The following is a 22,594-nucleotide window of genomic DNA, read 5'->3' as shown; positions in this document are numbered from 1 at the left end:
TGTCCTGGCGCAATTGTACTTCCCGCTGCTAAGAATCGCGTGGTCAATACCAGGAAGCGGGCACAGCGTCAGCGAAAATGAGAGTAATGCACACTTCTCCTCACACCCGCACCCGCCGCCATCCTGTTCTGCTGGGGCTGATGGAGGTACTGAGAATCGACCTCATCACCGTCCCTGCGGCCTTCGTCATCGCCACCGTCTTCTGGCTCATCGGACTCGGCTCACAGCTGCCGTATTCGATCATCCCCGAGTGGGCGTTCGCCCTGTGGGGAGTCGTCCACGGCCTGAGTGTCTCGACGATGGGCTTTGACTTCTCGCTGGCGCCGAGCCTGATCACACTGGGCGTGTGGCTCCTGTTCGCCGCAGGCGCCAAACGTCTGGTCGCTGGTGTCACAGAAACAGATGCCGAGGGCATCGACAGCGTCGACGCATCCTGGTGGAAGTCGATCCTCGCCGCGTTGGCGACGTACGTCATCGTCTACGGCGGCCCTCTGGTCACGCTGACACTTCTGCTCGGGGACGGGGCGCTGACACCCTTGGGCTTCCTCCGGCTGGCCCTCATGCTCCTGTCCGCCTCGGCGGCCGGGTATCTCTGGGTTCGCGGTCTCGACGACATCCCGCGTCTGCAGGATCTAGACGACGATGCATGGGGCGTCGGCGCACACCTGGTCAAGAGGCTGCTGTGGGGGTCGGCGTTCCTCTCCGCCCTCGTCATCGCCACAGGCATCGTGCTGAGATGGGACGAGCTTGCCGAATCACTGCAGGTCTACAGCTCACCGTTGTCAGCCGGTGTCGGCCTGCTCATCATTCAGATTCTCTTTGCGCCGGGGATCCTGTTCGCCTCGCTGTCTTGGATCGCAGGCACGGGCGTGAACGTGGGAGCCGGGGACCCGAGCTCGGTGTTCCACGCCGTGGCCGGGCCGGTGCCACACGTTCCGGTGCTCCAACTGCTCGTCGGCGACTACCCGGCGTGGACGAACGCAGCGCCGGCGCTGCTCGTCCTGCTCGGAATCCTCAGCGTCATCATCGGTCGCGATCATGCCCGTCAGGTGATGATGGCGTCCTGGGCCGGACTCGGCGTTGCGGCAGTCAAACTCTTCGTCGTGCTCGAGATCCTTGCGGTCTTCGCACGAGGATCGATGGGGCCGGTGGGGCTGTCTGCATTCGGGCCTTCGGCGCTGACATCTGCAGTCGTCATCACCGCCTGGCTGGGGCTGGGCATGATCGGAGGGCTGGTGCTGACCCGGCTGTCCGACATGCAGGGCGGGCCGAGTTCGGCTGATGACGATGGGTTCGACGAGGACGAAGAACCCTTCGGTCGCATCGCCGACGAACGAAGCGCCGACTATTCGGACGACGACTGATCCGACCAGCGACGACGACGCCGACCGCCAACGACACCGTCGGTCAGGTGCGAGGCGAGAAGCCTCAGTTCGAGCCGGGCAGGTCCTGGCCGGTCAGCTGCTTGAACCAATCGCCAAGACCAGTCTGATACTCCGTCGTGCACGAGAGCTGGGCCTGCTGGGTGATGGCATCGCGCACGCACTCTTCATACTTCGACTGAACGGGCCAGAGAACGACCGACGACATCGTCGAGAAGATGAGGTAGATGGCGAGCAGTCCGCCCAGAATGCCCAGAGACATATTGCGCTTCTGCTTCGTCCTGACCACGGCGATGATATAGCGGATCGACCACACGACGGCGGCAATGGCGAACGCGATCGCCGCAACCTTGAACGGCAACGGGTACGTGAACGTCAGGACCGAGGCGAGGATCAGCAGGATCAGGACCAGGCCATGGCGAGCGGGCGCGGCCTGCTTCTCCTCTTCTGGAGTGGGCGCGCTTTTCTCTTCAGTATTGTTTGGTGACGTCACACCGATAGTTTGTCACAGTCCACTGACAAAAGCCTTGACGGAAGTCAGAGTCCGCATTCTTGACGCCCACGACCGACAGTCGAAGATTCAAACGTTAGAATGGGTCTGTGCGCATCGTTCTTCTGGCATCCGGCTCGGGTACCCTCACGCAGGCAGTCATCGACGCATTCGCTGAATCGGACCATGGTGTCGAGATCGTCGGGGTCGGCTCCGACTCCCAGACAGCGGGAGTTCTCGACCGCGCGAAAGCGCACTCGATCCCTACCTTCGTTGCACGACCCAAAGACTTCGCGAACCGTGAGGAATGGAACCTGGCCCTGCGCGATGCCGTCGCCGAGTTCTCACCCGACTGGGTGATCTCGGCCGGATTCATGCGGATCCTCGGGCCCGCGTTCATCGCAGCCTTCGACAACCGGATCATCAATACGCATCCGGCCCTGCTGCCGGCGTTCCCTGGCGCACACGGGGTCAGAGACGCCCTCGCCCACGGTGTGCGCATCACCGGCGGCACCATCCACCTTGTCGACACCGGGGTCGACACGGGCCCGATCATCACCCAGTTCGCGGTTCCCGTCAGCGACGCGGATACAGAAGACACGGTCCACGAACGCATCAAAACTCAGGAGAGGACCGAACTCGTCCGTCTCCTCGCACACCTCGCCCACCACGACCTCGTCATCGAAGGACGGCATGTCAGCGGATATGCCACCTCGGCGGCTTCGGTCTGACCCACTCACCAACCGCACGAAACGGCAATCGAGCCTTCAAGGAGGACTTGTGACAGGAACCCGCGCGATTAAGAGAGCGCTCGTCAGCGTATACGACAAATCGGGATTGGAGGACCTGGCCCGCGGACTGCAAGCCGCCGGTGTCCAGATTGTGTCCACCGGTTCGACAGCAGCGAAGATCGCCGAGGCGGGTGCTGCGGTCACGAAGGTCGAAGAGCTGACAGGGTTCCCCGAATGCCTCGAAGGCCGGGTGAAGACCCTGCATCCGCGGGTCCATGCCGGCATCCTCGCCGATTCGCGCAAGTCGGATCACATGAGCCAGCTCGACGAGCTCGAAATCGAGCCCTTCGACCTCGTCATCGTCAACCTCTACCCATTTGCCGATACCGTGGCCAGCGGAGCCGGTTTCGACGACTGCGTGGAGCAGATCGACATCGGCGGGCCGTCCATGGTGCGGGCAGCGGCGAAGAACCATCCGACCGTTTCCGTCATCACCGATCCCGCCGACTATCCCGCCGTGATCGAAGCGGCTCAGGGCCAGGGCTTCGACCTCGGGGCCAGGCAGGGATTCGCCGCCCGCGCCTTTGCCCACACCGCTGCCTATGACACGGCCGTGGCCTCCTGGTTCGCCGCAGAGCTCGCTTCGGGCACTGAGGACGTCGGAGCCGATGATGCATCGTCGGTCGCCGGCAAGCCGGCCTTCGCAGGGGTGACGGGGGAGAAGCTGACCGATCTGCGCTACGGCGAGAATCCCCACCAGGCAGCGGCCGTGTACTCCGATGGAACCCGTGGAATCGCCGGTGCGACGCTGCTGGGCGGCAAGGCGATGTCGTACAACAACTACACGGACACCGATGCAGCGATCCGCGCGGCCTTCGACTTCGATCGTCCCGCGGTGGCGATCGTCAAGCACGCCAACCCCTGTGGAATCGCCGTGGCTGACAGTGCTGCAGCCGCCCACAAAGCAGCCCACGAATGCGATTCCCTGTCCGCCTACGGTGGCGTCATCGCAACCAACCGCGAGGTCGACGTCGAACTGGCCGCGTCGATAAAGCCGATCTTCACCGAGTGCCTGGCCGCACCGTCGTTCTCCGCCGAAGCACTGGACCTGCTATCGAGCAAGAAGAATCTGCGACTGCTCGAACTCGGCGATGTCGATTTTGCGCCCGCGGAGATCAAACCGATCACCGGCGGATTCCTCGTTCAAGACCGTGACGCGTTCCAGGCCGACGGCGATGCCTCGGAGAACTGGACACTGGCAGCGGGCACGGCCGCGTCCGCTGAGGTTCTGGCCGACTTGGAATTCGCGTGGAAGGCCTGCCGGGCGGTGAAGTCCAATGCCATACTCGTGGCCAAGGACGGTGCCTCCGTCGGAGTGGGAATGGGCCAGGTCAACCGAGTCGATTCCGCGAAGCTGGCCGTCGAACGCGCCGGCGAGGAGAGGGCGACCGGAGCCGTTGCCGCCTCGGACGCATTCTTCCCCTTCGCCGACGGGCTGCAGATCCTCATCGACGGGGGCATCAGTGCGGTTGTGCAGCCTGGTGGCTCGATCCGCGATGATGAGGTCGTCGAAGCGGCCGAGAAGGCCGGGGTCACCATGTATCTGACCGGGAGCCGCCATTTCTTCCACTGAGAAGAAGGCCTACCCGCGCCACGCCCGGCGCGGACGAGGCCCGCTCGCCAAGCGCTGGATCTATTGGAAACGGCGCTACTCGAATCCCGTCCCACGCGACTGGGTTCTCCTGGCCTGTCTGCTGGGCATCTTCCTCGCCGCCGCATGCACTGTCGTTGACTTCCGTCTGGGCGCGATCGTCTTGGCGATTGTCCCCGCCGGCCTCGCGATGGTGCGTGCGATGCCTGAGCCGTGGGACGAGGTGTGGACAAACCGTTCGAAGACCGTCGACATCGCAACGGGGCTGATTTTCGCCCTGGTTCTCGTGGCTTTGGCGTTCATCGTGCCGGAGACGCGCTGATGCTACAGGCCGTGCTCCTACGGTCAGTTTGTGCATTCCCTGAGAAACGGGAGGGTTCGGTTTCACCCGACCAAAAACAGTGGCAGGGTGGGTGGTGTCAGAAGGTTCGCAAGAACCTTTTCCAGCGAAAGGAGACAGCATGGGACTCGACGATCTTACAAACAAAGCCAAGGACGCCATGAATAGCGAAAAGGGTGAAGAGTTCAGCGATCAGGGTCTGGATAAGGCTGCTGACTTTGCCAACGAGAAGACCGGCGGCAAGTTCGAAGACCAGATTAATCAGGGTCGCGACGGAGCCGACGAAAATCTTGGCAGCGAGTGATCTTTAACCCATAGCCGCGTCCGGCATGGGAAGGCGCCGAGGTGAATGTACTTTCACCTCGGCGCCTCTTTTTGTGTCCGTTTCTGTGCCCGCCGGTGGATCTCAGCCGAGCTTTTCGATGGGGGCGTAGCGCAACAGGAGGCGCTTCGTGCCCAAGGAGCCGAAGTCCACGACGGCCACCGTTTTGTCGCCGACGCCGTTGACCTCTGTCACGGTCCCCAGGCCGAAGGACTCGTGTGAGACCTTCTCGCCCACCGACACGGTGATGATCTCTCGATTGGGCCGGATCCGGTTCGGGAAACCGGCTACAGGGGACGAGGAGTTGGCGGAACCTGAACGTGAGCGCGATGAACTGCTCGATCCCCGTGAGGAACTGAGCCCGCCGCCGTGAGAGCCGCTGTAGCCGCCGCCATAGCCTCCGCCGCTGTAACCGCCCGAGGAGAATCCGCCTCCCATGCTGGAGGAGAAGGATCCGGTGTTCTCCCATTCGATGAGATTCTCCGGAATCTCCGACAGGAACCTGCTCGGCGGATTGTACTGCGGCTGTCCCCACATGCTGCGAGTCTCCGCACGAGTGACGATCAGTCGCTGCCGAGCCCGAGTCAGACCGACATAGGCCAGCCGACGCTCCTCAGAGAGCTCATGGGGGTTTTCGAAGGACCGGGCATGCGGGAAACCGCCGTCCTCGAGTCCGGTGAGGAAGACGACGGGGAACTCCAGACCCTTCGCCGTGTGCAATGTCATGAGCGTGACTTGGCCCAGCTCGGCATCAGGGATCTGATCCGTGTCGGAGGCCAGCGCCACCTGTTCGAGGAACGCCTCGATCGATGAACTGCCGGACGCAGGAGTCTCGGAGCCCTGCCCATCCGCAGCCTCGACTTCCTCACTCGCGGCTCCTTCGCCCTCAGCGGCTGCGGCAGCCCCAGCCTCGGCCTCAGTCGCGGCTTCGCCCTCAGCCTTATCCTCGTCGGCATCGCCGGTGCCGGCCAGAGCCTGAGTGGCGACGAAGTCTTCGGCCACGGCCACCAGCTCGGCGAGGTTGTCGACCCGCGACTCATCCTGCGGGTCCGTGCTCTTCTGCAGTGACTCGAGATAGCCGCTCTGCTCGAGAATCGCCTCGATGACCCGGGAGAGGGGAGCCGCCTCAGCGGTGGCCGCAAGGTCGCGCATGAGATCGTAGAACTTCGCTACGGAGGTCTTCGCCCGGGCAGACAGATGGACGATCTCGTCAAGACGTCCCAGCGCCGTATAGAAGCTGATGCCCTCCCTATCGGCGAAGTCCGCGACGATGCCTTCGGTGCGATCTCCGATGGCTCGCTTGGGGACGTTGAGGATGCGACGGAGATTCACATCGTCATCTGGATTGGCCAGCACACGCAGATACGCGAGGGCGTCCTTGATCTCCTTGCGCTCATAGAACCGGGTGCCGCCGACGACCTTGTAGGGGATGCCGGAGCGGACCAGTGCGTCCTCGATGGCACGGGACTGGGCATTGGTGCGGTAGAAGACGGCGAAGTCTCCATAGGTGTACTTCTCGTTGTCGATGAGTTCGTCAACCCGATCGACGATGAAGCGGGCCTCCGACTGCTCGTTCTCCGCCACCCAGCCGACAATGGACTCGCCTGTGCCCTCCGAGGTCCACAGCTTCTTGTCCTTGCGGTCCTGATTGTTCGCGATGACAGCGTTCGCAGCATCGAGGATGTTCTGCGTCGAGCGATAGTTCTGCTCCAGCAGGATCGTCTCCGCGTCGGGGAAGTCCTTCTCGAACTCCACGATGTTGCGCACGGTCGCCCCGCGGAAGGCGTAGATCGACTGATCTGCGTCACCGACGACAGTCAGCTCAGCACCGGTGGCGCCGCCGGCACCATCGCCGGCCAGAGACTTGATGAGAGCATACTGGGCCGGGTTCGTGTCCTGGTACTCGTCGACGAGGATGTGCCGGAACCGTCTGCGGTAGAAGTCGGCTACCTCGGGGAAGGCGCCGAAGAGATGGACGGTCTCAGCGATGAGGTCATCGAAGTCGAAGGCATTGGCCAGGCGCAGGCGAGCGGTGTAGCGCTTGAACACGTCGGCGAGGACTTCATCGGCGGGGTTGTTCGGCCGGGGCGCGAAGTCATCCGGCGTCTGCAGATCGTTCTTGAGGTTGGAGATCCGGTGCAGCATTGACCGGGGCGTGTACTTCTTGGTGTCGAATCCGAGTTCCTTGAGGATCTGGGACACGAGTCGCTGAGCATCCTGGGCATCGTAGATCGTGAAGTTCGACTTCATGCCCAGCACCTTCGCCTCACGGCGGAGGATCCTCACGCACGAGGAGTGGAAGGTTGAGACCCACATCGCTCGCGAGGCCGGACCGACGATCGAACGTACGCGCTCAACCATCTCCTTGGCTGCCTTGTTGGTGAATGTGATCGCCAGGATCTCACCGGGGTGTGCCCGACCGGTCGCCAGGGCATAGGCGATGCGCCGGGTCAGAACGCTCGTCTTACCGGAACCGGCACCCGCCACGATGAGCAGCGGTGAGCCTGTGTGGGCCACGGCTTCGCGCTGTCGCGGGTTGAGTCCGGTGAGGAGTTCGGCCGCACGTGAGTCGGCTCCCGGGGTGGTCTCTTCGATGTTTTCAGCTGCAGCAGTCATGTCCGGATCAACGATACCGTCAGCCGCTGACGCAGAGAAAAGGGGAGACGGCGGAGCCGGCTCAGCTGACGAAGACGGCCACCAGGACGTTGATGATCGCTCCGGCGAAGACCAGATGCGCCATCGTCGCTGAGGGGTTCTTCACCGCGGTGGCCACAGCCCCATCTGCAGTGCCGACGCCATCGGCACCGGTTCCAGCCGGTGCACCACCTGCTGACGCTCCGGCGGTGAAGGCCTTCTGCTTCTTGTTGCCGATGATTGCGAAGACGGTGACGAGAATCGCAATGAGCAGTTTGATGCCCATCTTCATATGGTTGACGTCGTCGTCACCCAGTTCAGCGATGGTCAGCAGGAGAAGCCCGGTGATCAGCTGAAAATAGGAGCCGTGCAGCATGCCGGGAGCGACTTTGGGGGTGCGGATGAAAGCGAAATATCCACCCACGATGATTGCCATCCCGAGCAGGTGCAGGGCCACTAGAATCTCGCGAAGAATTTCCATACGGTTCATCGTAGTGGCATGATGGTGTCTCGTGAGCGCGGGCCCTCAACTGGTGCACGCTGTTCCGCCCTGGTGTAATGGCAGCACGCCGGCCTTTGGAGCCGTGTGGTATAGGTTCGAATCCTATGGGCGGAGCTGGCCCAATCCGACTTGCGAAGGATGCAACAGATGTCGCAGACCAGACCCATCGCCGTTATCGTTCTGGCCGCGGGCCAGGGCACCCGGATGAAATCGACCCTGCCGAAGGTTCTGCACCCGATCGGCGGCCGGTCCCTGCTCCACCACTCGATCACGGCAGCAGCGGGTGCCACTCCCGAGCACCTCGTCGTCGTCGTCCGACACGAACGCGACCAGCTCGTCTCCCACCTGGATTCACTGCCGATCAACTCGACGCAGACCCTCCTCATCGCCGATCAGGATGAGATCCCCGGCACCGGCCGCGCCACCGAATGTGCTCTGACTCAGCTGCCCGACGACCTGACCGGCACCGTGGTCGTCACCTACGGCGACGTGCCGCTGCTGACGGCAGACACGATCAACAGCCTCGTCGAGGTCCACGAGTCCTCACACAACGCCGCGACGGTCCTGTCCGCCGAGGTGGACGATCCCAACGGTTACGGACGCATCGTCCGCGACGCCTCCGGTGCCCTGCTGCGCATCGTCGAGCAGAAGGACGCCAGCGACGACCAGCGCAGCATCCGGGAGATCAACTCCGGCATCTACGCCTTCGACGCCGCGGCGCTGAAAGCCGGCCTCGCCTCACTGACCACGGACAACGCGCAGGGTGAGAAGTACCTCACCGACGTCATCGGGTTCTCCCGCGATGCCGGTCAGTCCGTGGCCGCCACCGCCACCGCGGACCTGTGGCAGGTCGAGGGAGCCAATGACCGTGTGCAGCTGGCCAACCTCGGCAAGGAGCTCAACCGCCGCGTCTGCGAGAAGTGGATGCGCGCAGGTGTGTCCATCATCGACCCCGACACCACCTGGATCGACATGGACGTCTCCCTGAGTGAAGACGTCACCATCCTTCCCGGCGTCCAGCTCCTCGGCGCCACCGACATCGGCTCCGGTGCCGTCGTCGGCCCGGATTCCACTCTCAAGGACACCGAGGTGGGTGCTGGGGCACAGGTCGTGCGCACCCACTCGGAACTGGCCGTCGTCGGAGCCGGCGCCAAGGTCGGACCGTTTTCCTATCTGCGACCTGGGACCAACCTCGGCGAGGATGGGAAGATCGGAACGTTCGTGGAGACGAAGAACGCTGACATCGGACGGGGCGCGAAGGTGCCGCACCTGTCCTACGTCGGCGATGCCGAGATCGGTGAAGGCTCCAACATCGGCGCCGCATCGGTCTTTGTCAACTACGACGGTGTCAACAAGCACCGCACCGTCGTCGGAAAGCACGCACGCATGGGCTCGGACAACATGTACGTCGCCCCTGTCACGGTAGGCGACGGCGCTTATTCCGGTGCGAGTACAACGGTGCGCAAAGATGTCCCTGCGGGAGCGCTTGCCATGACCGTGGCGCCACAGCGTAACCTGGAGGGCTGGGTCGTCAGCAACCGCCCCGGTACGTCTGCAGCGCAGGCGGCCGAGGCCGCATCTGAAGGGGAACCGGCAAGTGAATGAAATTACGACGGCGAGCGAGAAGAAGCTCGTCCTGGTCAGTGGGCGCGCGAATAATGAGCTCGCTGAACAAGTCGCTGAGAACCTGGGGACAGAACTTCTCCCCACTGACATTTACAACTTTGCCAATGGAGAGATCTACGTCCGGTTCTCCGAATCGGTCCGCGGCTGCGACGTCTTCGTCCTGCAGTCGCACAGCGCGCCCATCAACGAATGGCTGATGGAGCAGCTCATCATGGTCGACGCGCTCAAACGAGCCTCTGCCAAGCGCATCACGGTGATCGCACCGTTCTTCCCCTACGCCCGGCAGGACAAGAAACACCGTGGACGTGAGCCCATCTCGGCTCGCCTCGTGGCCGATCTCTACAAGACGGCCGGTGCCGACCGCATCATCACCGTCGACCTGCACACCGCACAGATCCAGGGCTACTTCGACGGACCGGTCGATCACCTCCTCGCGATGCCGATCCTGGCCGGCTACGTCAAGGACAAGTACCCCGGTGACCTCGCCGTGGTCTCACCGGATGCGGGCCGCATCAAGGTCGCCGAGAACTGGTCGAACTCGCTGGGCGGAGTGCCGCTGGCCTTCATCCACAAGACTCGCGACATCACGCGGCCGAATGAGACCAAGGCCAACCGCGTCGTCGGTGAAGTCGAGGGCCGTACCTGTGTTCTCGTCGATGACATGATCGACACCGGTGGGACCATCGTCCAGGCCGCCGACGCCTGCATGGCCGCCGGTGCCACCGGAGTCATCGTCGTCTCGACGCACGCAGTGTTCTCCGGCCCGGCCGTTGAGCGCCTGTCGAACTCTGTGGCGCAGGAGGTCATCGTGACCAACACCCTGCCGCTGACCGAGGACAAGATGTTCGACAAGCTCACCGTGCTCTCGATCGCGCCGCTGATCGCCCGCGCCGTGCACGAAGTCTTCGAGGACGGATCGGTCACCAGCCTCTTCGAGGTCTGAGACGCCTTCTGCGAGCGTTCCATCCGAAACGAACCCCGAGCCGATCTTTCGGCACGGGGTTCGTTCTGCACCGGAGGGTTCCATCTACACTGGAGACAATCGAGTGAAGGGAACCGTGACGATGTCGTCCCACGATTACAACCGTTACCGGGTCAGCGTCACCGGCGGTGAGCTGTCCGTCGGGGTCTGGGAACCTGTGGCCTATGGGCCCGGCCGCGTCCCCACCGTGTGTGTCATCCACGGCATCACCTCGAATCATCTGTTCTTCGCCGGTCTGGTCGCAGCACTTCCCGGCGTGCGCATCATCGGACCCGACCTGCGCGGACGCGCCGACTCGCGTCTGCTGGGACCGCCGTTCGGAATGAAGGCCCACGCCGAGGACGTGCTCACCGCCATCGACACCTTCGCCGAGCCGGGACCGGTCACGCTGGTCGGACATTCCATGGGCGGGTTCGTCGCCATGACCTTGGCAGGCATGGGGGCAGGTGCCGATCCCGACGCCGAGGTGGCCGATCGTTTCCGTGGTCCTGTCCTCATCGACGGCGGACTTCCGCTGCCGGTGCCAGCACCCGGAGGCGATGAGGACTCCGATTCGCTCGACGATCTCAACGACAATGATCTGGACACCGACGACCTCATCGCCGCAGTTCTCGGGCCCGCCGCCGACAGACTGTCGATGACCTTCGCCTCGGTGGAGGAATATCTCGCGTTCTTTGCCGCGCATCCGGCCTTTGTCGACGGTCTCGACACAGTGGCCACGGAGAGCTTTGTCTACGACCTCGCAGCCAAGGACGACCACAGCTTCCAACCCTCGACCTCCGTTGCGGTGATGCAGGCCGACTCCGCGGACATGTACACCGGTGGCGCCTTCAAGAATGCGCTGGCCCAGGTCATGGGCAGCCAACGGCGCCAGGCGGAGGTGACATTCCTCTTCGCCGAACGTGACCTCATCGCGGCCGAGCCGGGGCTCTACCCGCCTGAACTCGTGGCCTCCTACCAGCAGCGGTGGGAGGCGATGACCGTCGTCGAGGCCCCCGGCACAAACCATTTCGACATCCTGCTCACCGAGACCGGCATCGACGCCTGTGCCGAAGCGGTCACGGCTCGACTTGGTGCCACTGACGAGCGTGACTTAGAATGATGGGGTTGCCTCGGCGAGGGAAACACGTGTTTCCGTTATCGACGCGGTCCTGACCCACAGCGCTGACTGGCTCTTCGGAGCCGAATTGAGACAGCGACAGTGCGGTTGAAGGCTGTTTCGCCGTGGTGCTTGAAAAATAAGGACACCACGAAGGAGAGAAAATGGCTGACTTCAAACTCATCGCCGAACCCCGCAATGAATTCGGCAAGGGCGCTGCCCGCCGGACCCGCCGCGCAGGACGCATCCCCGCAGTCGTCTACGGACACGGTGGAGATCCGGTGCACATCTCGGTCGAGGGCCACGCCACCATGATGGCCCTCAAGCATGCCAACGCTCTGTTCGAGATCGAAAGCACCGATGGTGCCAAGAATATTCTCGCAATTGCTCGCGACGTGCAGACCGACCCGGTCACCCGCGAGATCGAGCACCTTGACCTCATCATCGTCAAGCGCGGCGAGAAGGTCGAGGTCGACGTGCCCGTTCACATCATCGGCGAATCCACTCCGGGCACCATGGTGCAGCAGGAAGAGTCGACCATCCTCATCAAGGCCGACGCCACCAAGCTGCCCGAGTACATCGAGGTCACCGTCGACGGCCGCGCCGCCGGTGAGCACGTTCTGGCCGGAGAGGTGAAACTGGATTCGGGCGTCGAGCTCGCTGCCGATCCGGAACTTCTCGTCGTCAACGTCTCGGAAGAAGCCGAGATGGACACCGAGTCGGATGCGGAAGAGGACGTCGAAGAGTCGACCGACGAGGCCGCAGAGGAGAAGTCCGAGGAGAAGTCCGAGGACGAGTGACCCCGTCTGCGCCCAGCTTCTGGGCACAGCCTGAGTTCTGAAATTCGGTGGGTCGTTGCAGAAACGACCCACCGAATTCGTTCTGTGAGCAGAGAATGAGTCTGTGCGCACAGAGCAGGCGAGGCCTCCCGGGTGTTCAGGCGGCCTCGATGAGCAACGACACAATGTGAGCGAAGGACGACGATGACGAACGAAGCGTGGCTGGTCTTCGGCCTGGGCAATCCGGGCCCCAAATACGAAACGACGAGACACAACATCGGGCAGATGGTCATCGCCGAACTCGCACATCGCATCGGCGTCAATCTGACGCGAACGAAGCTGCGCACCAATGTCGGCACGGCCCGCCTGCCGACAGGCGCGGTCCCCGGCGTTCCGGGACCGCGAGTGGTGCTCGCAACCTCAACCGGATATATGAACGAATCCGGTGGACCACTCAGACAGCTCGCCGACTTCTACTCGATCGACACCGACCGGATCATCGCCGTCCATGACGATGTCGACATCGCCTTCGACACGATCAAGGCCAAGATCGGCGGGGGAGAGGGCGGACACAACGGACTGCGATCGATGACCTCGGCGCTGGGCACGAAGAACTATCCGCGCATCCGGGCCGGTGTCGGACGGCCCATGGGGCGTCAGGACACCGCCGACTACGTACTCAAACCCTTCTCCAAGGACGAACGCGCAACACTGCCGATGTTCATCTCCGACATCGCCGATGCCGTCGAGATGTACATCGTCGACGGACTCGGGAAAGTCCAGCTCAAACACCACTCGAAATGAGAGCGGCGGCCGGCATCACTCCTGTGAGGTGGGCCGCTTCTCACGCGTGAGGCTCGGACGCTTGCGGTGGATGAGCCAAGCGGCGAGGATGCCGCCGGCGAAGCCGAACAGGTGCCCCTGCCAGGAAATCCCATTGTCCTGCGGCAGCATTCCGAAGACCATTGACGCACCGTAGGTGATGAAGACGAAGAAGCCGACGGCGAAGTAGATGATCTTGCGGAGCACGTCATCGGTGAACCAGGTGCGGACGGCCAGATAGCCGAAGAAGCCGAACACGATGCCGGAGGCACCGACGATGTGCTGGCCGACCGGCAGCGTCGTCAGCCAGGCACCGAGCCCGGAGACCACTGCTGTGATGACGGTGACGAGCCAGAAGCGGCGGGCCCCCTCGACGGCGATGCACAGGCCGAGGATGAGGAACGGGAACGTGTTGGCCGTGAGGTGTCCGAATCCCGAGTGCAGCAGGGGAGACGTCGCTACTCCGTAGAGGGACAGCGGGTTCCACGACTGCAGGCTGAGCACATCGAGGTCAGCGGGCAGGACGGTGTCGATGATCTCGATGACCCACATGATCGCCAATAGGACGAGGACGGGGACGAAGCGCGAGAGCCGGTGGTTGTGGCTGACGGTGGTGCGCAGGTTGGCGACTTTGGGCTGCCCAGCGGATGGGCGGCCGACTGACCTGGGCGAATCGGGGGCGGTTGAATCGTTGCCGAAGATGAAGTGGGATTCTTCGGAGGTGAAGCGAGGGGATCGGTCGGAACTCATGCCTCAATTGTCAGTGATGAAGCTTGGAGAACGCCGAAGAATCGGGGCCCGAGTGCAATCGTGACCGATCCGTTAGTCTCGTTACGGACTTGAGATCTCCGCTGTGTCAGCTCACCCGGGTGCTGCCGATTCGCTCGTTGTTCCCGTCCAATGCCTCGACGACGATCTGGGATCCGGCCGGTTCGATGTCGGCCGCGGTTTCGAAGCCCGTACGGTCGACGACCGTGGTCTCTGTCAGCTGCTCCTCACTGTCTCCGCTGAGGATGCGCCAGGCTGTGACCTCGGTCGCTCCGTTCCAGCTCATATGCACCCGCGTGACGCCCTCACCAGGTTCGGACTTCGTCGCCGTCGGCGGCGCCGACGGGGTCGCCTGCCAGTCGAAGCGATAGGCGCGGTAGTTGGATCCGCCCGTGAACGTCGCGTCGTAGAGCAGCTTCCCGTCGTGGGTGTACTCCGAATAATAGGGTTCGGACCCCCAGCCGATGAACACATTTCCGTTGTCGAGCTCCTGCATATTGCCCTGACTGCCCGAGGAGCGATCATCGGGGGCCGGATACTCGGTGACCACCTCGGCGGTCATCGCCTTCTCATCGAGATCGAGTCGCAGTCCACGGGAGTCGCCCAGGCGGGGTGCGGCATGATTGTCGAAGAGCGTGAGCGTTCCGTCGTCACGGCGTTGAGCATCATGCTGCCAGGCGAAGGGCGTGCCCTCGCCCATCTCGAAGTCACTGGCCGATCCGCCCAGCACCCAGTTGAGGTCGGCGCTTTTGCGATCGAGCTGATAGACCGCGTGGGTGTTGCGGGCGGAGACGAGCAGGGAATCACCGTCATCGTCTTCGGACACCGAATTCAGGTGGATGTAGTCGAATGGTTCATCCTCGGTGCCCTCGCCGTCCTTGATCGTCGATTCCGTCTGATCGACGGGCACGTCGTCGAGCGTCCGCCATTGGACGACCGGCTCACCGGAGTCGATGTCGACCTCCTGGACCACTCCTTCCCAGACCCAGCCGTCCTTCGGACCGCCGACCGAGGTGAGATCCGTCGGTGACTTGATGTAGGACAGGAGGAACATGGTGCCGTCGTCGGTGATCGTCGTCTCGTGCAGATCGGCGGTCTTGTGGGCCAGATCGCCGCCCATGCCGACTCGAGCGATCTCGTTGTAGCTGTCGTCGAGCATCACGACCTCACCTGCGGTGTGCGGGGTCTCAGCCAGGCCCTCCCACCAGGTCAGCACCGGCTCGTCCTCGTACTCCTGGACTCGCAGGTCCCACACCTGTCCCTCGCCCTGCCGGACCCAGACCGGTTCCCCGGCCGAGTCGAGGATGAGACCGCCGACCCAGGATTCGTCGTCATCGGCGGTCTGGCCCTTGGGACCGAGGAACGTCTTGAGGTCCTTCTCCTCCTCGGGCGGCTGTGCGCTGACGTCGAGCTCGATCTTCGGCGGATCCAACTCGGGTCGGCTGTGGAAGACCCAACGTTCGGATTGGGGGACTTCCTCGCCGGCGGTGCATCCGGACAGAAGCAGCGCTGCGGCCGCCACAGACGCGAACAGAGTGCGGTAAGTCATGTACTCATCTTCACACGTATGCGCCGTCAGCGGAGTCAGCGCGGTCGTCCCCGTTTCTCGAGTCAGGCCCGTGCCTTAGAATTGCATGGTGCTCAACGGACTCGATCTCACACGCCAGAACTCCACCATCACTGACCTCGTCGCAGCGTTCAACGACCCGGAGACAGCAGGTGGAACGATCGATGCGATCAGGGGACTGTGGCCATCGATCCTGCGCCGAACCCTCGTGTCCGCTGACAACGATCCATCCACCTCGGCGCCGCAGCTCATCGTCACGGCCACCACACGTGAGGCCGAGGATCTGGCCCGGTCGCTGGCGGACTGGGTTCCCGAGGACTCGATCGCGATCTTCCCCAGCTGGGAGACCCTGCCACACGAAAAGCTCTCACCCCGATCCGACACCGTCGGTCAGCGTCTGCAGATTCTGCACCGCCTGGCCCACCCGAGCCCGGACCGGCACCTGGCCTTCATCATCGCCCCCGTCCGCGCATTCCTCCAACCGCTGGTCAAGGGGCTCGGCGACATCGAACCGGTGGAATTGACCGTCGGAGACGAATACGAGATCGACCAGCTGGCCAAGCGACTGACCGAACTGGCGTACTCACGTGTGGACATGGTCTCCCGCCGAGGTGAGTTCGCAGTTCGAGGCGGCATCGTCGACATCTTCCCACCGACGGCAGACCATGCCCTGCGCATCGAATTCTTCGGTGACGAGGTCGACGAGATCCGCGAGTTCTCCGTCAGCGACCAGCGGTCCATCCCCGCCGAGGCGGATGCAGGGTCCCTGCAGCTGTCGGCTCCGCCCTGTCGGGAGCTCCTGCTCACCGACTCCATTCGGGAGCGTGCGGCCGAGTTGTCGCAGACGCTGCCGGCAGCCTCGGACATGCTCGACAAGATCGCCGGTGGAGTCGCAGTCGAAGGCATGGAGTCGCTGTCCGCGGTACTGGCCGATGGCATGGAGCCGATCATCGCTCTGCTGCCGGAGTCCACGAAGATCATCATCACCGAACCCGAACGGGTACAGGCCAGGGCGGCCGACCTCGTCGTGACGACGAACGAATTCCTGGAGGCAGCATGGTCAGGTGCCGCCGCCGGTGGCGAATCGCCGATCGATCTGTCCGCAGCGACGTTCCGGACGATGGAGGAGATGGAGGAAGGCGCTCGTCTCATCGGCCTGGCCTGGTGGGAGCTCGGCGGATTCGCCACCGACGAAGAGCTCGTCTCACCCGCGGAGAATCTGTTCCCCGTCCCGGCTCGCGCACCACGGGGATATGCCGGTGACGTCGAGGCGATCCTCACCGACGTCAAGGGACTCATCCACGACAGATGGCGCATCCTCGTCCTCACCGAAGGGCAGGGGCCGGGCCAGCGCATGGTCGAGGTGTTCTCGGAGGCGGGAGTGCCCGCTACCTTCGTCGACGACCCGACGGACCTCGGCGATGCCCTGGTGACCGTGACCACGGCCGCGCCCTTCGGCGGATTCGTCTTCGACGACCTCAAGTTGGCCGTCCTCACCGAAGCCGATGTGCTCGGTCGCGCCGCAGCCACCTCGACGAGGGACATGCGTCGTCTGCCCACCCGCCGCAAACGCAACCAGGTGGATCCGCTCAACCTGGCTCCCGGCGACTACGTCGTCCACGACCAGCACGGTGTCGGCAAGTTCGTAGAGATGACACAGCGGACGACTGGCAAGGGCGCGAACAAGCACACGCGCGAATACCTCATCGTCGAATACGCTCCGGCCAAACGCGGTCAGCCCGGCGATCGGCTGTACGTGCCCAGCGATGCGCTCGACCAGGTCAGCCGTTATGTCGGCGGGGAGAGCCCGAGCCTGAACAAGATGGGCGGTGCCGACTGGCAGACGACGAAGGCCAAGGCCAGAAAGGCGGTCAAGGAGATCGCGGGCGAACTCGTCCGTCTCTACTCCGCCCGCCAGGCCACCGTCGGCCACACCTATGGCCCCGACACTCCGTGGCAGCGTGAACTCGAGGATGCCTTCCACTACGTGGAGACCGCCGATCAGCTCACCACCATCGACGAAGTCAAGGGCGACATGGAGAAGTCGGTGCCGATGGACCGTCTGATCTGCGGTGACGTCGGCTATGGAAAGACTGAGATCGCAGTCCGAGCCGCGTTCAAGGCGATCCAAGAGGGCAAACAGGTCGCCGTCCTCGTGCCCACGACCCTGCTCGTCCAGCAGCACTTCGAAACCTTCGCCGAACGCTACTCGGGCTTTCCCGTCACCGTCGGTGCGCTCTCGCGCTTCCAGACGAAGCAGGAGTCGGACAAGGTCGTCGAGGATCTGGCCGCGGGCAAGCTCGACCTCGTCATCGGCACGCACAGGCTGCTCAGCGGTGAGGTGCGGTTCAAGAGCCTGGGGCTCGTCATCATCGACGAAGAGCAGCGCTTCGGCGTCGAGCACAAGGAGACGCTCAAGGCGATGCGCACGAACGTCGATGTGCTCGCCATGTCGGCCACCCCGATCCCGCGAACCCTGGAGATGGCGGTGACCGGCATCCGGGAGATGTCGACCCTGGCCACCCCGCCCGAGGAACGTCACCCGGTCCTGACCTACGTGGGCAAGAAGGAGGACAAGCAGATCAAGGCTGCTGTCCGCCGTGAGCTCATGCGCGAGGGACAGGTCTTCTACATCCACAACCGCGTCAAGGACATCGAAGCCGTGGCCGGCCACATCGCCGAACTCGTTCCCGAAGCCAGGGTCGCGATTGCGCACGGAAAGATGAACGAGAATCGCCTGGAACAGGTCATCGTCGACTTCTGGGAGAAGAAGTTCGACGTGCTCGTGTGCACGACGATCGTCGAGACCGGCATCGACATCGCCAACGCGAACACGCTGATCATCGACCACGCCGATCGATTCGGACTCTCGCAGCTGCACCAGCTGCGGGGTCGCGTCGGTCGCGGCCGGGAACGCGCCTACGCCTATTTCCTCTACCCGGCCGACACCCAACTGACCGAGACTGCCCACGACCGACTGACGACACTGGCCGCCCACACAGAGCTGGGCGCCGGCATGCAGGTCGCCATGAAGGACCTCGAGATCCGCGGTGCCGGCAACCTCCTCGGCGGTCAGCAGTCGGGACACATCGAAGGGGTCGGCTTCGACCTGTACGTGCGCCTCGTGGGGGAGGCCGTCGCGAACTTCCGCGGTGAGGACACGGAACCCGAAGCGGACATGCGCATCGAGCTGCCCGTCGACGCGCACCTGCCGGCAGAATACGTCGCCCACGAACGCCTCCGCCTCGAGGCCTACCGGAAACTCGCTGCAGCGGCCAACGAGAGCGAACTGCAGGAAGTCCTCGACGAGCTCGTCGACCGCTACGGACCCTACCCAGATGCCGTCGGTGTGCTCGCCGATGTCGCCAGACTGCGGATCAGGGCCAAGGCCTCGGGCGTCAACGATATCGTCATGCAGGGCAATTTCGTTCGCTTCGGTCCGCTCGAGCTCGAGGATTCGCAGGTCGTGCGCCTCAAACGCCTGTACCCGAAGTCTCTGCTCAAGCCGGCGATCCGGTCGGTGCTCGTGCCCAAGCCGATGGCCGGCAGCGGCTTCGATGCGAAGGAGATGACAGACTCCGACATCCTGCGTTGGGCCCACCAGTTCCTCGACGCAATCGTCCCGGTCGTTGCCTCCGAGGTCGTTGAGGCAGGCGTCTGACGACGACTCGTGCCAGAGGCGGAATCTGCACGTATTCTGAAAGTTCACATTCAGTCGCTCTTCCTAGCGTAGAGTGCGAATACGGATACAGACGTACCGTGAGACTTAAGGAGAGACACCATGGGTTTTGACGACAAGTTCGACAACAAGACTGAAGAATTCTCCGGTAAGGCCAAGGAAGCGGTCGGTGACCTGACCGATGACGACGAGCTCAAGGCAGAAGGCTCCACCGATGAGCTCAAGGGCAAAACCAAGCAGGTCGGAGAACAGGTCAAGGACCTCGGCAAAGACGTCAAGGACAAGTTCTCCAAGTAGTGAGGAATTCGGCCCCCATCGCGCCCGCGGTGGGGGTCGTTCCTATGGGCGCATGACTCCTTGCAGTCGTCAGGCGAGAAACCGTCGAATGTCAGTGTGCGGATTCGAGAGGCAGGAACCCCGGTGGAAAAGCAGAACATGAGTGTGAGGCACAGCCACATGAGTGAGGCACGGACAGCCGGCGTGATCGAGGCGATGGCGACCTTGCGGCGCAGGTGCCCGTGGTCGAGCAGACAGGACCACGGAAGCCTGGAGAAGTATGCCCGTGAAGAGACCGAAGAACTCATCGAGGCACTTGACGACTATCGAGGTGATCCGAGCCCGCACCACCGTTCGGCCGTTGTCGACGAGCTCGGCGACGTCTTCTATCAGGTGCTGTTCCACTCAGCTCTGCTGGACGAGAGCGGATCCGTCCCGTATGGACACACCTTGGGAATGATCGTCGACGGACTTGAAGCCAAACTCGTCCGACGCCATCCCCTGGCTTTCGGCGAGGGCGCCGCCGACGGACAGATGGCCTCGCTCGAGGACGTCGAGCGGGAATACCGCCGGATCAAGACAGACGAGAAACAGCAGGCAGCAGAAGAACAGCAGAAAGATACGAATCAGTGAGCTTGGATCGCATCGACATCGAAGGCACATTCAACTTCCGTGACATCGGAGGCAGCCCCACCTCGGCGGGGGAATCCAGAGTCGGAACGGGGAAGGTCTACCGTGCCGACGGTCTCGCCCAACTCACGGACAAAGCGCGAGCCGACATCCGAGCACTGGGCATCACAACCGTCGTCGACCTACGTGACATCGGGGAACGCTCGAAGCTGCCCGACGCCGTTGAGGGGCTCGACGTGAATTATGTCGAACTACCCATCTTCGACGATCACTTCTTCCCCGCAAAACGTCTGAGCGTCGAGGAGATGAAGCAGGCCGCCGAAGCGACCGGAATGGACCTCTCCGATCGCTCGCTGAGCAAGATCTACGACCTGATGATCGAGCACTTCGGAACCCGTCTGGCCATGGCCGTCGACGTCGTGGCCCAGAGCTGTGAAGGCGGGGTGGTCTTCCACTGCTCTGCCGGCAAGGACCGGACCGGTGTGGTCGCTGCGTTCGTCCTCACCCTCCTCGGCGTGGGGCGTCACGAGATCCTCGAGGAATATTCGATCACCTCGCGGCATCTGGCAGGAGGGTTCCTGGAGAACATCACCCGGAACTTCGCCGATGCCGGCATCGGCGGAAACCTCGCCGAGACCGCAACGGCGGCACCGCCGGAGCTGATGGCGAAGCTCCTCGACTCGATCGATGCGAAGTACGGCGAGAACGGTGTCGAAGCCTATCTGCTCGAGCACGGAATGGATCCGGAAAGCCCGGGGAAGCTGCGCGATCAACTGTTGGCGCCTGCCGACCGGGATTGAGGCAACTGGGAATGAGCCGGGCCGGGAATGGGACTGGGCGGGAATGGCCCTGGGCGAGGACGAAGCCCAGTCCTTCGGTGCATTAAGCTGTCCTGCAGGCACATGTTCCCCATGTGAAACCAATTGCGAAGGAGTAATCAGTGGCTGAGATCGTTGCCGCAAATGCCCGTGAAATCCTGGATTCCCGGGGAAATCCCACCGTTGAGGTGGAAGTGCTGTTGGCCGATGAGTCCGTCGGTCGTGCCGGTGTCCCCTCCGGAGCCTCCACCGGCGAGTTCGAAGCCGTGGAGCTGCGTGACGGAGACCCGGAGCGCTACCTGGGCAAAGGCGTCACCAGTGCTGTTGACGCTGTCGTCGACGAAGTCCACGAAGTCATCGTCGGTCTCGAAAGCGATGATCAGCGTCTGGTCGACCAGGCCCTGATCGAGCTCGACGGCACCGAGAACAAATCCCGCCTGGGTGCCAATGCGATCCTCGGCACCTCGCTGGCAGTGGCTCGCGCAGCCGCCGTGTCCGCAGATCTTCCGCTCTACCGATACCTGGGCGGCCCGAACGCCCATGTCATGCCAGTCCCGATGATGAACATCCTCAACGGTGGATCGCACGCCGATTCCAACGTCGATATCCAGGAATTCATGATCGCACCGATCGGTGCGGCCAGCTTCCACGAAGGGCTGCAGTGGAGTGTCGAGGTCTACCACGCGCTCAAGGGCGTGCTCAAGGAGCGCGGACTGTCCACCGGACTCGGCGACGAAGGCGGATTCGCACCGAACCTCGACTCCAACGCCGCTGCACTCGACCTCATCAGTGAAGCCATCGAGCTTGCCGGACACCGCCCTGGCCGCGATATCGCAGTGGCACTCGATGTGGCCTCGTCCGAGTTCTACACCGATGGAGCCTACGAGTTCGAAGGCGAGAAGAAGTCGGCACAGGACATGGCTGCCTACTATGAGGGCCTGCTCGCCAAGTACCCGCTGGTGTCCATCGAAGATCCTCTCGACGAGAACGACTGGGAGGGCTGGGCCACCCTGACCGAGTCAATCGGCTCAAAGGTTCAGCTCGTCGGCGACGACCTGTTCGTGACGAACCCCGAACGACTCCAGCGAGGCATCGACAACAACACTGCCAACTCGCTGCTGGTCAAGGTCAACCAGATCGGCACGCTGACAGAGACGCTCGACGCAGTGTCGATGGCTCAGACCCACGGCTACACGACGATGATCTCGCACCGTTCGGGTGAAACCGAAGATACGACGATCGCCGATCTGGCCGTGGCCACGAATGCCGGCCAGATCAAGGCCGGAGCTCCTGCCCGTTCGGAGCGCGTGGCCAAGTACAACCAGCTGCTGCGCATCGAAGAGCAGCTCGGTGATGCCGCCCGCTACGCCGGCCGGGGAGCCTTCCCGCGCTTCGACGGCTGAGCGATTCTGCGGCGCAGCTGAGTGACTGCGCGACTGCGCTGAGAAGATTCGGGCTGTGGCGGTGCCGAGACGCTGAGGCACCGCGCAGCCGGC

The 22,594-nt window shown here is 63.3% G+C and carries 19 protein-coding genes and 1 tRNA gene; 15 read left to right on the top strand and 5 right to left on the bottom strand.

Annotated elements, in window-relative coordinates; all coding sequences use genetic code 11:
• Window positions 1-86: 86 nt before the first annotated feature.
• The gene (locus tag BLT92_RS02600) at window positions 87-1,364 is read left to right on the top strand and encodes a cell division protein PerM (protein WP_092102848.1); all 1,278 of its coding nucleotides are present in this window, start codon (window positions 87-89) and stop codon (window positions 1,362-1,364) included.
• A gap of 64 nt (window positions 1,365-1,428) precedes the next feature.
• On the opposite strand, the gene BLT92_RS02595 is transcribed toward BLT92_RS02600, so the two are convergent.
• The gene (locus tag BLT92_RS02595) at window positions 1,429-1,875 is read right to left on the bottom strand and encodes a hypothetical protein (protein ID WP_092102845.1); all 447 of its coding nucleotides are present in this window, start codon (window positions 1,873-1,875) and stop codon (window positions 1,429-1,431) included.
• Between the two features lie 107 nt (window positions 1,876-1,982).
• Here BLT92_RS02595 and purN point away from each other — a divergent pair, with 107 nt between their 5' ends.
• The 3 genes from purN (at window position 1,983) to BLT92_RS02575 (ending at window position 4,898) form a co-directional block, all read left to right on the top strand.
• Window positions 1,983-2,603, top strand: coding sequence for a phosphoribosylglycinamide formyltransferase (purN, locus tag BLT92_RS02590; RefSeq protein WP_092102842.1), 621 nt, complete (start codon window positions 1,983-1,985; stop codon window positions 2,601-2,603).
• Between the two features lie 49 nt (window positions 2,604-2,652).
• Entirely contained in the window at window positions 2,653-4,236 is a 1,584-nt protein-coding gene (purH, locus tag BLT92_RS02585) for a bifunctional phosphoribosylaminoimidazolecarboxamide formyltransferase/IMP cyclohydrolase (RefSeq protein WP_092102839.1), read from the top strand.
• Window positions 4,237-4,715: 479 nt separating this feature from the next.
• Window positions 4,716-4,898, top strand: a complete 183-nt coding sequence (locus BLT92_RS02575) for an antitoxin (RefSeq protein WP_092102833.1) — start codon at window positions 4,716-4,718, stop codon at window positions 4,896-4,898.
• A gap of 102 nt (window positions 4,899-5,000) precedes the next feature.
• Here BLT92_RS02575 and BLT92_RS02570 read toward each other — a convergent pair whose 3' ends face one another.
• Both BLT92_RS02570 and BLT92_RS02565 read right to left on the bottom strand, forming a co-directional pair.
• Window positions 5,001-7,532: a UvrD-helicase domain-containing protein gene (locus tag BLT92_RS02570; RefSeq protein ID WP_092102830.1), complete on the bottom strand. Its 2,532-nt coding sequence runs from the start codon at window positions 7,530-7,532 to the stop codon at window positions 5,001-5,003.
• A 61-nt stretch (window positions 7,533-7,593) separates the two neighbouring features.
• The gene (locus BLT92_RS02565; RefSeq protein ID WP_092102827.1) at window positions 7,594-8,031 is read right to left on the bottom strand and encodes a hypothetical protein; all 438 of its coding nucleotides are present in this window, start codon (window positions 8,029-8,031) and stop codon (window positions 7,594-7,596) included.
• A 63-nt stretch (window positions 8,032-8,094) separates the two neighbouring features.
• Between BLT92_RS02565 and BLT92_RS02560 the strand changes: the two genes are divergently transcribed.
• The 6 genes from BLT92_RS02560 to pth all read left to right on the top strand — a co-directional run bounded on the left by BLT92_RS02560 (window position 8,095) and on the right by pth (window position 13,342).
• Window positions 8,095-8,166 (top strand) — tRNA-Gln (locus BLT92_RS02560).
• A gap of 33 nt (window positions 8,167-8,199) precedes the next feature.
• Complete coding sequence (gene glmU, locus BLT92_RS02555) at window positions 8,200-9,657, top strand: bifunctional UDP-N-acetylglucosamine diphosphorylase/glucosamine-1-phosphate N-acetyltransferase GlmU (RefSeq protein WP_092102824.1); 1,458 nt, start codon at window positions 8,200-8,202, stop codon at window positions 9,655-9,657.
• Window positions 9,650-10,621 carry a ribose-phosphate diphosphokinase gene (locus BLT92_RS02550; RefSeq protein ID WP_092102821.1) on the top strand — a complete coding sequence of 324 codons (972 nt, stop codon included), beginning with the start codon at window positions 9,650-9,652 and terminating at the stop codon, window positions 10,619-10,621. The genes glmU and BLT92_RS02550 overlap by 8 nt, the downstream gene beginning before the upstream one ends.
• Window positions 10,622-10,724: 103 nt before the next feature.
• Window positions 10,725-11,762, top strand: a complete 1,038-nt coding sequence (locus BLT92_RS02545) for an alpha/beta fold hydrolase (protein ID WP_092102818.1) — start codon at window positions 10,725-10,727, stop codon at window positions 11,760-11,762.
• Window positions 11,763-11,923: 161 nt separating this feature from the next.
• On the top strand, window positions 11,924-12,559 hold the full coding sequence (locus BLT92_RS02540) for a 50S ribosomal protein L25/general stress protein Ctc (RefSeq protein WP_092102815.1): 636 nt from the start codon (window positions 11,924-11,926) through the stop codon (window positions 12,557-12,559).
• A 183-nt stretch (window positions 12,560-12,742) separates the two neighbouring features.
• Window positions 12,743-13,342, top strand: a complete 600-nt coding sequence (pth, locus tag BLT92_RS02535; protein WP_092102812.1) for an aminoacyl-tRNA hydrolase — start codon at window positions 12,743-12,745, stop codon at window positions 13,340-13,342.
• Between the two features lie 15 nt (window positions 13,343-13,357).
• On the opposite strand, the gene BLT92_RS02530 is transcribed toward pth, so the two are convergent.
• Both BLT92_RS02530 and BLT92_RS02525 read right to left on the bottom strand, forming a co-directional pair.
• The gene (locus BLT92_RS02530; RefSeq protein WP_092102809.1) at window positions 13,358-14,110 is read right to left on the bottom strand and encodes a rhomboid family intramembrane serine protease; all 753 of its coding nucleotides are present in this window, start codon (window positions 14,108-14,110) and stop codon (window positions 13,358-13,360) included.
• Window positions 14,111-14,216: 106 nt separating this feature from the next.
• Window positions 14,217-15,677, bottom strand: a complete 1,461-nt coding sequence (locus BLT92_RS02525; protein WP_092102806.1) for an arylsulfotransferase family protein — start codon at window positions 15,675-15,677, stop codon at window positions 14,217-14,219.
• A gap of 85 nt (window positions 15,678-15,762) precedes the next feature.
• Here BLT92_RS02525 and mfd point away from each other — a divergent pair, with 85 nt between their 5' ends.
• The 5 genes from mfd to eno all read left to right on the top strand — a co-directional run bounded on the left by mfd (window position 15,763) and on the right by eno (window position 22,501).
• Window positions 15,763-19,356 carry a transcription-repair coupling factor gene (mfd, locus tag BLT92_RS02520; protein WP_092102804.1) on the top strand — a complete coding sequence of 1,198 codons (3,594 nt, stop codon included), beginning with the start codon at window positions 15,763-15,765 and terminating at the stop codon, window positions 19,354-19,356.
• 120 nt (window positions 19,357-19,476) lie between these two features.
• A complete protein-coding gene (locus tag BLT92_RS02515) occupies window positions 19,477-19,671 on the top strand; it encodes a CsbD family protein (RefSeq protein ID WP_092102801.1) in 195 nt (64 codons plus the stop codon).
• Window positions 19,672-19,830: 159 nt separating this feature from the next.
• The gene (locus BLT92_RS02510; RefSeq protein ID WP_231938983.1) at window positions 19,831-20,283 is read left to right on the top strand and encodes a MazG nucleotide pyrophosphohydrolase domain-containing protein; all 453 of its coding nucleotides are present in this window, start codon (window positions 19,831-19,833) and stop codon (window positions 20,281-20,283) included.
• Window positions 20,280-21,080, top strand: coding sequence for a tyrosine-protein phosphatase (locus BLT92_RS02505; protein WP_092102799.1), 801 nt, complete (start codon window positions 20,280-20,282; stop codon window positions 21,078-21,080). The genes BLT92_RS02510 and BLT92_RS02505 overlap by 4 nt, the downstream gene beginning before the upstream one ends.
• A gap of 140 nt (window positions 21,081-21,220) precedes the next feature.
• On the top strand, window positions 21,221-22,501 hold the full coding sequence (gene eno / locus BLT92_RS02500) for a phosphopyruvate hydratase (RefSeq protein WP_092102796.1): 1,281 nt from the start codon (window positions 21,221-21,223) through the stop codon (window positions 22,499-22,501).
• The last annotated feature ends 93 nt before the right edge of the window (window positions 22,502-22,594 follow it).

It is taken from the genome of Brevibacterium picturae (assembly GCF_900105045.1).
GTDB classification, from domain to species: Bacteria; Actinomycetota; Actinomycetes; order Actinomycetales; family Brevibacteriaceae; genus Brevibacterium; species Brevibacterium picturae.
The sequence above is the reverse complement of the archived record's forward strand: the minus strand, read 5'-3'. Positions and strand labels throughout refer to the sequence as shown.